The organism is Mycobacterium sp. SMC-8 (genome assembly GCF_025263565.1).
Classification (GTDB): Bacteria; Actinomycetota; Actinomycetes; order Mycobacteriales; family Mycobacteriaceae; genus Mycobacterium.
In genome coordinates, this window is sequence record NZ_CP079865.1 from 724,177 (window position 1) to 739,396 (window position 15,220).

The 15,220-nt window shown below is 65.1% G+C and carries 12 protein-coding genes; all 12 read right to left on the reverse strand.

Annotated features, from left to right (window positions below; all coding sequences use genetic code 11):
- Positions 1 to 18: 18 nt before the first annotated feature.
- The 12 genes from KXD97_RS03625 to KXD97_RS03680 all read right to left on the reverse strand — a co-directional run bounded on the left by KXD97_RS03625 (position 19) and on the right by KXD97_RS03680 (position 15,186).
- Complete coding sequence (locus tag KXD97_RS03625; protein ID WP_260755499.1) at positions 19 to 2,196, reverse strand: alginate lyase family protein; 2,178 nt, start codon at positions 2,194 to 2,196, stop codon at positions 19 to 21.
- Positions 2,189 to 3,904, reverse strand: a complete 1,716-nt coding sequence (locus KXD97_RS03630; RefSeq protein WP_260755500.1) for a hypothetical protein — start codon at positions 3,902 to 3,904, stop codon at positions 2,189 to 2,191. The genes KXD97_RS03625 and KXD97_RS03630 overlap by 8 nt, the downstream gene beginning before the upstream one ends.
- Positions 3,901 to 5,136, reverse strand: a complete 1,236-nt coding sequence (locus tag KXD97_RS03635) for a glycosyltransferase family 4 protein (RefSeq protein WP_260755501.1) — start codon at positions 5,134 to 5,136, stop codon at positions 3,901 to 3,903. Before KXD97_RS03635 ends, KXD97_RS03630 begins: the two co-directional genes overlap by 4 nt.
- Complete coding sequence (locus KXD97_RS03640) at positions 5,133 to 6,284, reverse strand: glycosyltransferase (protein WP_260755502.1); 1,152 nt, start codon at positions 6,282 to 6,284, stop codon at positions 5,133 to 5,135. Before KXD97_RS03640 ends, KXD97_RS03635 begins: the two co-directional genes overlap by 4 nt.
- On the reverse strand, positions 6,281 to 7,360 hold the full coding sequence (locus KXD97_RS03645) for a glycosyltransferase family 4 protein (protein ID WP_260755503.1): 1,080 nt from the start codon (positions 7,358 to 7,360) through the stop codon (positions 6,281 to 6,283). Before KXD97_RS03645 ends, KXD97_RS03640 begins: the two co-directional genes overlap by 4 nt.
- Positions 7,353 to 8,864, reverse strand: coding sequence for an O-antigen ligase (locus KXD97_RS03650; protein ID WP_260755504.1), 1,512 nt, complete (start codon positions 8,862 to 8,864; stop codon positions 7,353 to 7,355). Before KXD97_RS03650 ends, KXD97_RS03645 begins: the two co-directional genes overlap by 8 nt.
- Positions 8,861 to 10,282: a hypothetical protein gene (locus KXD97_RS03655; protein ID WP_260755505.1), complete on the reverse strand. Its 1,422-nt coding sequence runs from the start codon at positions 10,280 to 10,282 to the stop codon at positions 8,861 to 8,863. Before KXD97_RS03655 ends, KXD97_RS03650 begins: the two co-directional genes overlap by 4 nt.
- Positions 10,282 to 11,265, reverse strand: coding sequence for an NAD-dependent epimerase/dehydratase family protein (locus tag KXD97_RS03660; RefSeq protein WP_260757824.1), 984 nt, complete (start codon positions 11,263 to 11,265; stop codon positions 10,282 to 10,284). Before KXD97_RS03660 ends, KXD97_RS03655 begins: the two co-directional genes overlap by 1 nt.
- A gap of 71 nt (positions 11,266 to 11,336) precedes the next feature.
- A complete protein-coding gene (locus KXD97_RS03665; RefSeq protein WP_396885333.1) occupies positions 11,337 to 12,818 on the reverse strand; it encodes a sugar transferase in 1,482 nt (493 codons plus the stop codon).
- Positions 12,819 to 12,918: 100 nt separating this feature from the next.
- Positions 12,919 to 13,731: an NAD-dependent epimerase/dehydratase family protein gene (locus KXD97_RS03670; RefSeq protein ID WP_260755507.1), complete on the reverse strand. Its 813-nt coding sequence runs from the start codon at positions 13,729 to 13,731 to the stop codon at positions 12,919 to 12,921.
- A gap of 416 nt (positions 13,732 to 14,147) precedes the next feature.
- Positions 14,148 to 14,297: a hypothetical protein gene (locus tag KXD97_RS03675; protein WP_260755508.1), complete on the reverse strand. Its 150-nt coding sequence runs from the start codon at positions 14,295 to 14,297 to the stop codon at positions 14,148 to 14,150.
- A 37-nt stretch (positions 14,298 to 14,334) separates the two neighbouring features.
- Entirely contained in the window at positions 14,335 to 15,186 is an 852-nt protein-coding gene (locus KXD97_RS03680; RefSeq protein ID WP_260755509.1) for a hypothetical protein, read from the reverse strand.
- Positions 15,187 to 15,220 lie beyond the last annotated feature (34 nt).

Genomic DNA, 15,220 nt, shown 5'->3' on the forward strand with positions numbered 1-15,220 from the left:
AAGTCAACATCCGACCACTCATGATTTTCCCACCAATCCCAGAACCGAAGAAGAAGATGACGAAGGCAGCCCGTGCACGGCCCCGGCTCGGCTGGTGCCTATCGTCAGGACCCGTTCCGAACACTGGTCGAACCAGCGGACGGTCAGCGCCGAACCATTCCGGACGATGCTGGGAACCAGGGGGTCCTCGCAATCGCCGGTTCGTAGCAGTGACACCACTGCCACAGGAGCGGCGGCTCGACACCGGATGCCGACCAGCCATGCCGGTGTCCTGTTCTCAAGCCGACCCGACCACCACCCGAGTCGGGACGAGCTGTCTGCCCGAATCTGTTCGCAGTCGAGTGTCACAGTCGCTGCGTAGTGGAGGCTCAAGACAGCTGCCCCCTCTCTGGTGACGAGGTGCCCACACGTCGTGGGTGCCACCTCGCAATCGGGATGCAGCGGCCAGGCCACCGCGATGTCATGCTCGGAGCGGCCGTCGAGGAGATCCACCACGGCCACCGTCAGCTCGCCTGGCGGCGCGATGATCCACCGCCGGTGCCGCACCGGGTCGGCGATCCGGAGGTAGCCGTTGTGCTCGGCATCGACAATGCCGCGCGCGAGATCCACTGCGTGCACGGTGGTCTGGGCATGACTGCGCCAGAAGAAAGGTCCACCTTGCTGTGACTGGTCGATGCCGTCCACACACACAGTCGGGTGAACACGGGTGCCCCGGTGGACCGACCGCACCACGGGGTCCCCGTAGAAGCTACCGGTCCCCGGGTCGACGATCAGCTCTCGGCCCTCGACACTCAGCGTCACCGAGAGCGCATCGGCGTGCCCGTGTGCCGCGGTGGACAGATAGCCGAGCGGACCGACGTCGACCGTCAGGCGGCGCCTCGCGCTTCGCAGCACCACCATCCCTCCGTCGGCAGCGTAGCTGCTCGGCAGCGCCCCGGCCACGCCGACCCTCGCACCGGTCCCGCTGATGTCGGTGCCGAGCGCATCAGCGAAACACGCAGCGGTCACGGTGTTCTCACCATGCCTCGCTATAAGCTGGTCACCGGTGGTCGCCGCCACGATTCCCAGGTGCTGCCGCACGGTGCGCTTGGGCTCGGCGCCCAGCCGGAGTGCGAAACTGTCGTCGTCATCCCCGTACCGCGGGTCGGGGTCCTCCGAACCGACCAACGATACAAGGTAGTTCGCACCACGGCTGAGCGCCGCGGGCAGGGCCGCGGGCACGTCGTGACCGCCCAATCGCAGCAGCACCACCACCGTGGCCAGCATCTCGGCGGTGAAGATCTGGTACGTGACCGACTGCTCCGCACCGGCCCCGTCGGCCAGGATCAGCCGTTCGGCTTCGGCTGCCATCGTGTCCAGCGCAGACCTGAAAAGAGCTGCAGGAAAGCTTAATTCGGGAAACAACAGATGGATGGCAGCCAGGCCGGACATCTCGCCGATGAGGTGGTTGTTGGCCGAGCTGAAACGGGACCGGGCATGCCAGCAGTACCGGGCACTGACGTCGAGCATTCGGACCGCGCGCCGGTACCGCCGCGTGGTCATCGCCGGCGAGTGTCGCAGTCCCTGCAGGGCGATCCCCACCGACGTCGCCCTGATACCTGACTCGAACGCACCACGCCAAGCGATCCCGGTACCGACCGGGTTCTGATCCAGCCACGAATCCAGGTGGTCCAGGGCGGTCTCGGCGAAGTTCGGAACACCGGTAAGCAGCCAGGCCTGCGACAGAATGGGTAGATGCTGGAGCCGGTTGAGTTCCCAGATCCATTTCGCGTCGCTGGGTGCCACCCGGTGGTCAATCCGATGGCCGGGGGCGGTGGGCCAGCGGTAGCCGCTGTTCGGGTCGAAGTTCCAGTCGACGGCCGTCCCCACGTTCACGGTGTCGTAACCGAGATAGGTGCGCTCTCCTGCCAACAGGCGGCCGGCTTCGGCGAGCAGTCGTTGCATGGCGTCGGGGTGTGTCTGTGCCATGCGCCGGGCGCGCTCCCGGTCGAGCAGCACGGGCCGGGACGCGCTGCGCCGGAACTGCTCCCGCAGGTCGTCCCAGTCGACCGGCGTACCGGAGAGCATCTTTGCGTCGGGGTGCTCGCGCAGACCGTCGCGGCCCGTGAGCGCGTCGATCAGGCGGCGGGTACGCCACACCGCCTCGCGGGGGGACATTCTTGCCGCGCGGCCGGCGTACCAGACCAGGCTAGACACCGCCGGATCCTTCGAAATACCGTTCCGAGAACGCCGACGGCTCGACCCATTCGACGGAGGGCATGGCCTCCAGCTTGTCCAAGATGAGGGCGCGCTGGGAGTCGAAGTCCGGATCCACAGACTCCTTGAAAACCAGCGCGCTCTTCGGCGGATGGGTGAGCCGTGGCGAGACGTGGATGCGCAAGCCCGCGGCGGCGGCGGAGTCCAGGGCGGCCTCGAACCTTGCCGTGTCGTGCGGTCCGCGCACATTGAAGAAATTGAGATACTCGAACCCCTGGCGGTCGGCGTCGAGCATCGTCCTGAAATCGGACTGGATGTCGTCGAAGCCGACGACCAGATCGCCGGGGCCCAGCGCGTTCACGTACCCGTCGGTGACGAGATCGATGTCGTTGCGCGGATTCCAGTAGAGCAGCACCGATCCCACCAATGTGCTGAGGAGAACGCACACCACCGCGGCCTTCAGCCACTGCAGTGGGTGCTTGGTCCCGGCGGCGCCCCAGGCGGAGAGGATGGCCAGCAGCGGCAGTGTCCACACCGAGAACTCATCGGAGACGCCCTCCCACCAGGTGAAGAACAGCACCTGCGGGACCATCGCGACCGCGATGAGAAGGACCAGGCTCCTCTCCTTCAGCCCGAACCACAGGCCGCGCACCGACAGCATTACGACAAGCAGCACTCCCAAGACCGCCGCGACCGCGGCCAGGACCGCGACCGGGGCCGGGACGTCGCGGACGAGATAGGCCAGCGGGTATGTGGCTCGTTGTGGATACCGGTCCTGGACCGCCTGTGCCACTTCTGGACTGCGAAACATCACGTTCGTCGACACCAGGGCTCGGGTCTCGCCGGCGGCGATGTTCACCAGGGTGCCGGCCCCCAGCTGCTTCTGGTCCTCGCGAGGTTCGAAGGACTCGACGTAGCCGACGCCGAACTGGACGAAACCGTGCCGTTCCTCCTGCGGGACCGACTGGTAAGCAACGGCGTACATCGTTAGCGCCAGGACGCACACAGCCGTCGGTACCCCGACGCCGATCATCGCCCGTCGCTTCGCGGTGGAGATGCGCATCAGCAGCACGGCCGGAACCATCCCGAGTACGAACACGACGTGGGCCTGATGGTGGGCCAGCATGGCGGCGAAGGCCAGGACCGCCCCGGCGGCATACCACCGTGCGCTGCGTGTGGTCAGAGTAGTGAGCCCGGAATAGACGCAGTAGACACCGATCGTCATCAGCGCGGCGGCCGGAACGTAGACGTCACCCGCGATCGAATAGGACCAGTAGCCCGCGCTGACGGCGCACAGGAGTGTTCCCCACAATGCGGTCCTGCCCAGTCCGGCGCGTACCATCAGCCGGTACAGGATCGCCAGGCCGACAGCGCCCCACGCCGCCGAGTAAAGCGCAAGCATCGACACCGGATTCACGGTCAGCCCCGCGCCGGCGAGCAGGTGATAGAGCCACCTCATCGGGTTCAGGTACAGGTGATGGCTGTTGATGAGACCGCCCGACTGGGTCAATTGGTATGCCCAGGCCAGGGAGTCGTCGGCGTAGTTGTGATTCTGGGTCGGCAGTAGCCCATAGACCAGAAGCGGTCCGCAGAAGACGGCAGCCTGAGCAGCCAGGCCCGGAACACGCCCGAGGGCCTGGTCGGCCGGGCGGACCTGGACCAGCTTGTCGTGCGACAGCACGTCGAGCAGGTTGCCGGTGTGGCTCACGCGACCTCACCGCCGGTCACCAGAGCATCGGGCTTCTGCCGATCCACACCGAGCAACTCGCGGTAGAACCGGATGAGGTTGCGGCTGGACACTTCCCACGAGAGTTCCTGTTCGACACGCCGGCGCCCGAGCTCACCCATGCCACGGCGCCGCTGTGGATCCTGCAACAGAGCGTCGATGGCCCGCGCGAATGCGAGTTCGTCGTTGCCCGGAACATATATCGCAGCTTCACCGGCGGACACCCGCGCCTCAGTGAGGTCGAAGGACACGATCGGCCGGCCCATCGCCATGTACTCGACGACCTTGTTCATCGTCGATACGTCGTTGAGGGGATTCGACGGGTCCGGCGACAGACACACATCGGCGGTCGACAGGCAGCGTTGGACGAACTCGTCGGGAACCCGCCCTGGAAACTCCACGATGTCAGAGATGCCGAGCTCTTCACCGAGCGCGACCATGTCGGGCAACACGTCGCCGGCTCCCATGAAGATGCAGTGGAAGTCGTCGCGTCCGACTTCGTCACGCAGCAGCCGCACCGCGCGTAATGCGTAGTCGACTCCGTCCTGCGGCCCCATCACGCCGAGATACGCAAGCAGAAAGCCCTTGCCACGCCTCAGATCGCCGTCCGGCTGCTGCGGCATGAAGCGACCGAGATCGGGTGCGCTCCGGACGACGGTTACGCGGTCGGGAGACATGCCGCCGCGCTCTATCGCGACCCTGCGGTAACTCTCGTTGGTCGAGATCACTGCATCAGCTGCGGCGAACGTCATCCGCTCGACGGCTCGCGTCAACCGGTAGAGAAGCTGTCCTCCGCCTGCGAACCTGGACAGGAACAGCTCGGGCACCAGGTCGTGGTGGTCGAAAACGAACCGCGTTCCGCCAGGCCGCAACATCAGTGCCACCAGGAACAGCAGGTCCGGAGGATTACACGCGTGCACTACGTCGACCCTCCCCTCGCGACGGACCTTCACCGCCAGGCGCAGGGTGTGCCAGAGCGCGAACGTGTACTCACGCAGATAGCCTTTCGGCCCGCCCGTGGCAGGTCGTAACGGATAACGCAGGATCCGGACGTCCTCTATCACCACTTCCCGCTCGGTGTCCTGGCCGGCCCCGGTCGGGCAGATCACGGTGACCCGGAAGCCCGCGCGGGTCAGCGCCTGCGCCTCCTGCCACACACGACGGTCGAACGGTACAGAGAGGTTCTCAACCAGAATCAGGATGTGTCGCTTCATGCGTTGGCTCCGTCCACTAGGGCGTACTGGGAGGTGACGAGTTCCTCGATCGCGCTCTGGGCTGCGTCCACGCTGCGGTCGAGTCGGAACTCGGCCTCGACACGCCGGCGGCCGGCGCGACCCATCCGACGCGCGTCGAGTGGGTTGGTGAGCAACGCGACGAGCCGGTCTGCAAGTCGCGCAGGATCTTTCGGCGGTACGAGAAACCCGGTGGTTCCGTCCTCTACCACTTCGGTGACGCCACCGACCGCGGTGCACACCGCGGGGCGAGCGCAGGCCATCGCCTCGAGGAGCGCCATCGGCAGGCACTCGGTGGTGGACGTCAACGTGAAGACGTCAACCGAACGGAGGAAGCGGTCGATGTCGGACCTCGCGCCCGCGAAGTGCACGTGGGCGGTGATCCCCAGGGTCTCGCAGAGCATCTCCAGATCAGCACGGCATTGGCCCTCGCCGACGAGCAGGAACTCGGCATCGGGCACCTTGTCGATCACCAGTCGGGCGGCCTGCAGGAATGTGGCGTGGTCCTTCTCGGGCCGGAGTGACCCGAGGATTCCCACCACCGGAGCGCTGTGCCCGATCCCGAACTCGGCGAGCGCTCTGCGGTCGGTGCTGGCCTCGAACAGCGTCGGGTCCACACCGTTGTGGATGATCCGGATCTTGTCGGCGGCGTATCCACGCTCGTCCACCAGGAACCGGCGTTGGACGTTGGCGACCCCGAAATACGCACTGGTCCAGTGACTGAGCCCGTGATCGACCAGCCGGTGGACCACGCCACGAGGTGTGATCTCAGTCGCGTTGTGCACCCACACGATGGTGTGCCCGACGCCTGCGACCCGCGCCGCGATACGGCCGAGCGTCTCGGCGTTATAGCCGGACATCACGACGACGTCGGTCTGCTCTTGCCGGAAGATGGCCACCAGTTCCCGGATCGCCTGCCAGATCTGCCATTTGGCGAGGTCCAGCGCAGTAGCCGGGATGCCGGCAGCACACAGGTCGCCGAACATGTCCCCCTCTCCGCCGATGCAGACGACCGACGGCCTGAACCGCACCGGATCCATCCTCGGCAGCAGCGTGGTCAGATGCCGCTCGGCGCCGCCGGCCTTCATCAGCGGGATGATGAAGGTAGCTCTGATCGGTTGCCCGGTCATCCGCACACCTCCCGGTACAAAGCGTCGAGTCGACGCGCGATCGTTTCGGTGTCGAACTGGTCGCGGATCCTCACGTGTGCGGCTGCTCCATAGTTGGCGCGGACGTCATGGTCCCCGACGACCTGCCGCAGGGCTTCTGCAAGGGCCTCCGCGTCATCGGGCGGGATCAGGATTCCGGCACCGCCGCCGATCATCTCCGGTAGGCCGCCGACGTCACCTGCCACGACACACAGGCCGCGGGCCATCGCCTCGAGGACGGCCATCGGCTGTCCTTCGTTGCGCGAGGGCAGCACCAGTACTTGTGCGTGGTCCAGCAGATCGCCCACCTGATCCTCGGAAAGCCAGCCGTGTACGGTGACCGTTTCCTCCAGGCACAATTGCCTGACACACTGCCGGGCTCTGGCGACTTCGCCGTCCCCGGCCAGCGTCAGGGTGGCCGTAGTCCCGCTTGCGGTGACGAATCCGGGCTCGCACACCAGTTTCGCCCACGCCTCCAGCAGGGTGAAGGCGCCTTTGTGGTCGCCGATCCGGCCCAGAAAGAGCACGGCAACCGGTCCGCCTGAGGGCTGATCCACAGCCGGGGAGAGTTCAACACCGTTGGGAATCGCTACTATCCGGGCATCCGGGACGATCAGCCGCATCCGGTCGGCCCACATCTGCCCGAGGGCGACGAAAGCGCTCGCCCGGGATATGGTCGCGCGGGTCAGCATCTGGATCAACGGCGGCGAGTTGTCGTAGTCCTGCGGGAACCCTGAACCATGCATGTGGAAAACGACCGGAGTTCCGGTGATCCGATTGATCCAGAACAGAAGCGCCTTACGGGCGAAACTGCCTCTGGAGCTGGCGTGCAAGTGGATGACGCTGGGGCGGAACCGGATCAGTTCGACGACGAACTTCAGCATCCCGAGCACGAATATCGCGATCTTCACCGTCACGGTTCCGTCGCGGTGGGTGGTGATGTGCCTGATGTTCCAGTCGTCCCACAGGCGGGTGCGCTGCATGGCCCGGACGTAGGAAGCGATACCGCCTCGCGTCTGCGTGCTGGTGGACACCCACAGTGCCTTCTGCTCAGCCATGATGCCGCAGCTCCCGCTCAGCGCTACCGGGTGTGCCGATGGTTGCGTTCGTGGTCCGTTCGGACCAGCCGACGGCGATGCCGAGGACAAGGAAGGTTGTGGCTGTGGGGAAGTCGAAGTAGCGAAGGTCGACAGTCAGTCCGGTACAGATCAGGATGACCATCGCCATGATCGCGATTACGGCAAGCGGTCGCCCACACAGGTCGCGGTCCGAAAGCCTGCGATAGGCATTGCGGAGCCGGAAAGCGATGAGCGTCAGCACAGACAGCCAGAGCGCGAGGCCGATCCCGCCGAGCTCGGCGAGCAATCCCATCTCGTTCGAGTGGGCTACCTCGCCGTAGCCCCCGACCCAGGGCACGTCCTGCGACCATTGTTGGTGGTGGTGGGTGTTGACCTCCGGAAACCGGCCGATCCCCCAGCCCACCAGGGGTTTCTGGCTTCTGGCCCACAACGCGGTCTCGATATCGTTGAGCCGTGATTGGATCTCGCTCTGCGAGGCCACGCCTCCCGCCTCACGGTCGCTGCTGGTGAATGTCGACCAGTTCATCAACGCCGCGGTCGCCACCACACCGAGGACAACGATGAATCCGCTGCGGAATCCCTTCGCCAAGAATGCCCCGACGAACAGCACGAGCAGTGCGCTGAGCCAGACAGCGCGGGTGTAGGTCAGATAGATCCCGACACCGCACAACGCGGCAATGAGTGCGCTCGCCCATCTCTGCCAACCGGGATCTCCTCGCCGACTGAGGAAGAACATCGCGATCGCGAAACCCAGCGTCAGCACCATCCCGTTGACAACCGGCTGGTTGAAGATTCCGACCGCCCGGCCCTCCCACGCCGGATCGGTCACTATGTAACGCGGCCAGACCCAGCCACCCAGCCCGGTAAAGGGCATGATGCTCACTGCGGCCGAGTAGGTCGCCAGTGTCAGAATTGTCCAGAGCAACCCGCGAACAGCAGCAGGACGGTCAAAAGTGAAGCGGCCCACCACATACAGCGCGAACGGGATCATCGTGGCGACCACGATGAACCGAGCGACCGGCAGCGGGCCGCCGTTCATGGTGTCGGTCGCCGGATACTTGTGCGGGGATACCATCGAGTAGACGTTCCACAGCAGGAACAGGCCCATCACACACTCGACCGGTCCGAGACCGCGGACCCGATCGGCGGTGCGCTCCAGCCACAATGCAGTGGCCAACGCCAGCAGCGCGAACACCACCAACCACAGTTCGACCGGAAGGTCGCCCAACGAGGCCAGCGGCGTCCTCAGGAACAACGTGACGGTCATCAATGTCACCGCGAACGTGGGGCTCCTCAGCGCGTATCCTCCGAGGCCGGCGGCCGCTGTCACGATGATCAGCGTCAAGCCCGGGTCGGATGGCATCACCACCACTGCCGCGCAGACAGCGGCTGCGCAGCCCGTCATCAGGCCCACGGCGAGCAGCCGCTCTGGGGGCCGGTGGGATGCGGCCGCTGTCGGCGGTGCCTCGTGCAGACTGCTCATCGCTGCTGATCCAGCAGTGACGAACGGTCTGCGACCTCACCGGCCCCTTGCGACAGCGCCAACTGTGAGTCGGCGTTTCTCCGTCTCCGGCCGTCCACCAGTACAGCACCCAGCAGAATTGCGTGGTCCCTGGCCAGCGCCTCGGCGGCTGCGGTCACGTCACCCGACCGCGTGGTCCGCTTGCCGACCACCAGTATGGTGAGATCCGCAGCGGCGAAGAGCGGGTGAGACTCGATGGAGTCTGTGATCGGCGGTGCCACAACCACGATCGTGTCTGCCCCCATCCGCAATTCGTCCAGGACCGCGTCGATACGTTCGCGACTCATCAGCGGGTACCGGTCGGCCACCATCGGGCCCGCCGGCAGGATCTTCAAGGACTCCACTGCGGAATCCGTCAACGCGCTGTCGACCAGACTGCAATCGGCCAGCACATCGTTGAAGCCGGGATGGGTTGCGGGCAGAGAAGTGTCGTTGTTTGCGTACACCAGTACCGTTCGTCGCCCCTGCTGAGCAGAAAGCCGAGCGAGATCCTCCGCGAGATCCTTTGCTCCATGTGCTCCGCGGCAATCCGTCATCGCGATGACCGCTGACGCCGGAAGACCCTGAAGGCTGATGAAGTTCGCCAGCATCCGTAACCGGTCTTCCCGCAACCGATTTCCTCTTATGGACCCGGCGCGCGGCACCTCGATCAACGGATCGACACCGGTCTTGTGCGCGAGGTCGCGCGCATTCATCAGGCGCGGCGACAGGGCTGCCAGGCCGAGTGCGGCCACGGCTCCGAGGAACAGTCCGCCCAGCGCGCCGGTGGCTACCTGCAACGCAAACTTGGGTTCCATCTTCGTGACGCCGGCTCGTAGCTGCAGGTCTCGGAGCTGATCGGTGGCATCGGCACGCATGTCGTCCAGTCGTTCCTGGAGGACCGGCACAAGCGGGTTCATGCTGCCGTCCGGCTCGCGCTGTGCTTTGAGGGCCTGGACTTGGCGCTCCACATCCTTGATGTCCCTGGCGAATCTGGCGTTTCGAACCGAGTTGATGTCGTCGCGGAACGCAACTGCCATCTGTTGTGCCGCAGTCTGCGCGACCTCGGGATCCTCGGCGGTTGCCTCGATCGTCAGGATCGGGCTGGCCGCTACGGTCCTTGCTTCGAAGGACACACTGTCCGGAACCTGCGTGCGCTGTCGCAACCGGCCAATGGTGACGGGCTCGTTGAACAACGTCGCGTACCCCACCGCCATGGTGGCGTCCTGCTCAGGTGTTCTCTCCGGCGAGGATTGCACGAGGAGGGACTTGCCCATGTAGGTGGCGTCGGTGTCCGACGAGTGAACCGCGGTCGCGAGCACAGTGAACGCGGCCACCAGCAGTACTACCCACCACCGCCGCCGGATCTGTTCGAAGTGTCGCGCCATCTGGGAGTTCATCAGGCGTCAGCCAGGACGACCGGCTCGGGATCCAGCACCCCGCGCAACCAATGGATCGTGTTCTTGATCCCGTGTTCGACGTCGACGGCCGGCGCCCACCCGAGATGACTCCGCGCCTTGGTCACGTCCAGCGCGATCGCCTGCACCTCTCCCGTGCGTGCGGGTTCGTAGCATGGCGGTGGCGTCCCACCGACTGCCTCGGCGACCAACCGGTGCACGTCGTTGGTGCTGGTCTGTCGGCCGGTACCGATGTTGTAGATCCCGGGCGCCGCCGTGTGGGAACGGCCGGCGCGCACGAACGCGTCCACGACGTCGTCAACGTAGACGTAATCCCGGCTGGCGGACCCATCCCCGTAGACCGTCACCGGATATCCCCTCAGCAACCTGCTGCTGAAGATCGCGATCACCCCAGCTTCCCCGTGCGGGTTCTGGCGCGGTCCGTAGACGTTGGCGAGGCCGAGACTGATCGGCAGTATGCCGTACATGCCCGCGTACGCATTCAGGTACACCTCACCGGCGTACTTGGCTGCGGCATAGGGCGACAACGGATGCGGCGGCGTGGTCTCGGGTACCGGGAGCTTGACCGGTGCACCGTACCGGGAGCCACCCGATGCCGCGTAGACGATGCGTCCCACACCGGCGAGCCGGCAGGCTTCCAAGACGTTGATGGTTCCGAGCACGTTGCAGCTCGCGTCGTGCTGAGGATCAGCGACTGAGGCCCGCAGGTCAACCTGCGCGGCGAGGTGAAAGACCACGTCGGGGTGCGCCGCGGCGACGATGTCGTTGAGCGCGGACGCGCGCACATCGACTCTGGTGAAGACGAAACGACCGCTGGGTCCGTAGCGGCGGCTCGCGTGCTCCAAATTGGTGACCACGCCAGTACTGAGATTGTCGATGCCGACCACCTGGTGACCCTCGACCAGTAGCCGGTCGACCAGCGTCGATCCTATGAAGCCGGCAGCGCCGGTGACTATCGTTCTTATCATTTCCCGATCCCTATATCCCTCAATACCTTTGGCTTTCGCCCTAGCAGTGCAACAGGCACTGTGTCCCCTCAGTAGGCGCCTTTTCTCATCAGGACCGCACGCACCGTTTTGGCGATGATCACGACATCGCCGACCATCGACCAGTTGTCGACGTAAGACAGATCGAGCCGGACCGACTTGTCCCACGAGAGGTCCGAGCGACCGTTGACCTGCCACAGTCCGGTAATCCCAGGCTTGACCAGAAGCCGGCGCAGCACGTCGCCGTCGTAGGCCTCGACTTCCCGGCGCAGGGGGGGACGGGGCCCGACAACGCTCATCTCCTGCCGCAGCACGTTGAAGAACTGGGGTAACTCGTCGATGCTGAAACGCCGTAACAGTCGGCCCACCGGAGTGATACGTGGATCATCCCGGATCTTGAACAGCAGTCCGTCACTCTCGTTCTTGGCCATCAGGCTCTCGAACTGCTGGTCGGCGTCCTGGATCATCGTGCGGAGCTTGAGCATCGAGAACGGTCTGCCGTCGATGCCGATCCGCTCCGAGCAGTAGAAGATAGTGCCCTTACTGGTGATCTTGATGATGATCGCCGCGAGGATCAGGATGGGCGACGTCACTGTCAGGGCGACCAACGCGAAACAGAAATCGAAGGCACGCTTCTGGAATCGCTTCGCGCCGCGATACTGCGGCTTCTCGACCTGCACCAGCGGCAGCCCCGAGATCGGACGCATCACCAGCCGCGACAACGCCACATCGACCACACCCGGGGAGACCATCAGGTCGACGCCCATCGGTTCGAGATCCCAGATGAGTCTGCGCAACCTGTGCACCCCGAGGTGCCCGGTACCGGCGAGCGCGACGGTGTCCGCACCGTAGGTGCGGATCGCCTGCAGCGCATGGTTCTCCCCACCCACGATCGGCACCTGCCGGCCGGCCACCGTGAGGTGTTCGCCCTGGGGCGCACCCAGACCCGGGATGCACACGCCCACGACGTGATACCCGTCCGTCGGGTCGGTCGTCAGTTCGGCCGCCAGATGCGCCGCGGCAGAGTGGTCTCCGATCGCCAGTACCGCGGTCTGATATCTGCCCTCGGCGCGCCGGGCGGCCACGTGTCTGCGGCTGAGCCATCTGCTCAGTAGCAGGCCGATCGTCCCGGCGGGTAGAGCGACGGCGAGATATCCACGCGAGATCTCTAATTTGACTAGTAGTTCGGCGATCGCGAGCGCACCGAACGTGGTGAACGACGCCGCGGCCACACGCCGGTATTCTTCGATCCCAGCACCGATGATGGTCGCGGACCTCGTATGGAACACAGCCAGCGCCGTCAACCACAGCAAAGCGATGAGCACTGATGACACTGTCACATAGAGGGTTTCGTACGCCGGCGAGGTCAGTGTGGTGCCGAACCGTACGTACTGTGCGAGCACCACGGCTGCGATGACGACGATGCTGTCGCTGACTGTCAGCCGCGCCGCATATTGTCGTTGCCAGCGAAGGCGCTCGACCACCGCACCGGGCAGGCCGTCGAGCGCGGTTGGCTGACCAGATTCGACCATCCGCGCCACAGGCTCGCGCACCAGTGATTCTCGAGTGCGCAGCGCCGACGCGAGCGCGCGGCGGGTCCGGCCACGACTGACGACCTCTGGGTGTGCCATCTCAACCCGCCATCTCGTCTGACGGGCTGTGCAGCGATTCGAGCGTCCGCGCGATTCCCTCAGCTAGATCGACCCGCGGCGTCCATCCCGGAAGGGACATCGTTTTCTCAACGGTGCCGACGCCGTATGTCCCTGGGGCGATGTCTGTCGCGCAGCCGGCATGAATCAGCGCGTGTACGGCGTCGTCGACGTAGATGAGCTCGCGGACCTGCCGGCCATCGTCTCGCGCACTGACCGGGGGCCACGTCATTGCCGTACCGCCCAGGGTGCCGATGACGTGCACCGGGCTATGGGAGTTCTGCCTGGGCCCGTAAATGTCTCCGAACGCAAGGCATATCGAACTGATGCCATACCTAGCCGCATAGGCGCGGAGGTACATCTCACCAGCCAGCTTGGCCACAGTGTGCGGCGAGCCGAGATCGCCGTGTGCGTCCGACGTGCCTGCGTACACGATTCTGCGAACGTCTGTCCGCCGCACCGCTTCACACAGGTTGATCGTGCCCAGAATATTGCTTCGTGCGTCGAACTGCGGGTCCCCGACGGCGGCCTGCGGATCGCTCTGAGCAGCGAGGTGGAAGATCACTTCCGGGTTGACACCGGCGACGATACCGATCAATTCCGGCGCCTGGACGTCGAGTTTGATGAGCTTGAAGCGGCCGTCGTTACCCTCGCCGCAACGGATGGCGTTCTCGAGGTTGGCCACACTGCCTGTCCTGAGATTGTCAATGCCCACGACCTGATGCCCCTGGGACACAAGGTGATCAACCAGGGTGGAGCCGACGAACCCCGCAGCGCCGGTGACTACAGTGCGCATGGCCGCGTGTCCCTCTCAGCTCCGATCTGCGGACGGTCGCGGTGACCGTTGTCGACCGACATACGCAGCCATTCAGCGCCGCTCACGACAGCTAACTCTTCAAGCACCCTTCAACTATCGGTTCGCACCCGTCCGCAGTACATGGACCGTCGGATCGATCTTTCGAGTGGATCCGCGAACTAGTTCCTGGGCCGACCGGATCTCCTGAACTGTTGTCCGACAACTTTTCCCGCGGCAGAGAGCGGCACGGCCGACTGTCACCAGTCGCGCTTGGCAGCACTGCGAGAACCCTGGCGGCAGAGCCTCAGAACTACATCCGGGCGTCGGCTCATACCGGACCGGCAGCTCCAGGTCCGACTTCAGCGCATCGGCCGGCAAATACACCGTGTTCGTCGGAGCAACACGGGGCGCCTTGGTTACCCCGATGCAGGATCCACCGGGGGGTCTTGGGGTATCCGCGAGCGAAGTCGGAGCAGAAGCGCCACGTTGACGGCCAGCAGGGCGAGCAGGATGCCCGCGGCCGCGGAGACGACGAATACCATTGCGATCGCCAATGCCTGCGTCATCACTGTTTGCCCTTCCGTCACCTTGACTCACGCCCTGTCACCAGGGCACGCACGCGAGCTCGCTGTAGAGGTAGTCGATCTGGTGCGGCTCCAGGCCGGCACCGCGGTACATCTTGGGTCTGTCCCGAAGTCGGAACGACATCAACGGCAGCCCCGGCTCGCCGCCGATGACGCGCCGCTCGATCAACGTCGCGACCAGTCCGCGACGCATCAGCAGATGACGGGTCAGCGGCACCAGCGCGCGATGAAACAGTGCGGTATCACTGACGTACAGAATCATCGCGTAACCCAGGCCGGACCCGTGGCGGAACTCCCGGTACATCACGTAACCGGTTTCGTCGCCGTGCACCAGCACCACGTGTCGTGCTGCGAGCGCTCGCGCATGGTCGCGGTAGAGCTGCAGCTCGGCACCGACAAGCGTGTTCTCGATATCGCGGTGGTCGGTAATCACTCTGGTTCGCCGCGGCACGCTCGGCCACGGCACGTTAGGGATCAGTGCGGCGGCGGTGTCCAGGAAGGAGAACTTCATCCATGCCAGGATCTCCTGCGAGCCGCGGTTGGGCGTCAGCACGGTGAAGTGGTAGCTGTCCTGTGCCAGGATCGCGTTGACCAGGGACATGCTCGCGGAACGGTATTCGGCCAGCACACACCAGGTGCCGATATTGCAGAACCTCTCGACACGGCCCTCCCGGACCCGCTCGGAGTAGAGCGCCAACACCGCACCGACGACACGCTGCCCGTCCTTGAGCATGAAGCCGTGATTGGGCCGGTCCACCTGCCACTGCGCACTCGCGCACGCCTGCATCCACCGAATGTTGCCATCGTGATTGTCCCTCAGGAAGTCCGCCACCTCGGGCAGGTCCTCATCGGTGATCGCGACGGGCGTCATGTCACGGCGGTTGCGCCCGCGGCGATGCACTCTG

Bases quoted from the DNA above. Each gene is read 5' to 3' on its own strand.
- KXD97_RS03635 (WP_260755501.1), bottom strand. From the start codon at position 5,136: ATGAAGCGACACATCCTGATTCTGGTTGAGAACCTCTCTGTACCGTTC.
- KXD97_RS03640 (WP_260755502.1), bottom strand. From the start codon at position 6,284: ATGACCGGGCAACCGATCAGAGCTACCTTCATCATCCCGCTGATGAAG.
- KXD97_RS03645 (WP_260755503.1), bottom strand. From the start codon at position 7,360: ATGGCTGAGCAGAAGGCACTGTGGGTGTCCACCAGCACGCAGACGCGA.
- KXD97_RS03650 (WP_260755504.1), bottom strand. From the start codon at position 8,864: ATGAGCAGTCTGCACGAGGCACCGCCGACAGCGGCCGCATCCCACCGG.
- KXD97_RS03655 (WP_260755505.1), bottom strand. From the start codon at position 10,282: ATGAACTCCCAGATGGCGCGACACTTCGAACAGATCCGGCGGCGGTGG.
- KXD97_RS03665 (WP_396885333.1), bottom strand. From the start codon at position 12,818: ATGGTCGAATCTGGTCAGCCAACCGCGCTCGACGGCCTGCCCGGTGCG.
- KXD97_RS03670 (WP_260755507.1), bottom strand. From the start codon at position 13,731: ATGCGCACTGTAGTCACCGGCGCTGCGGGGTTCGTCGGCTCCACCCTG.
- KXD97_RS03675 (WP_260755508.1), bottom strand. From the start codon at position 14,297: ATGACGCAGGCATTGGCGATCGCAATGGTATTCGTCGTCTCCGCGGCC.
- KXD97_RS03680 (WP_260755509.1), bottom strand. From the start codon at position 15,186: ATGACGCCCGTCGCGATCACCGATGAGGACCTGCCCGAGGTGGCGGAC.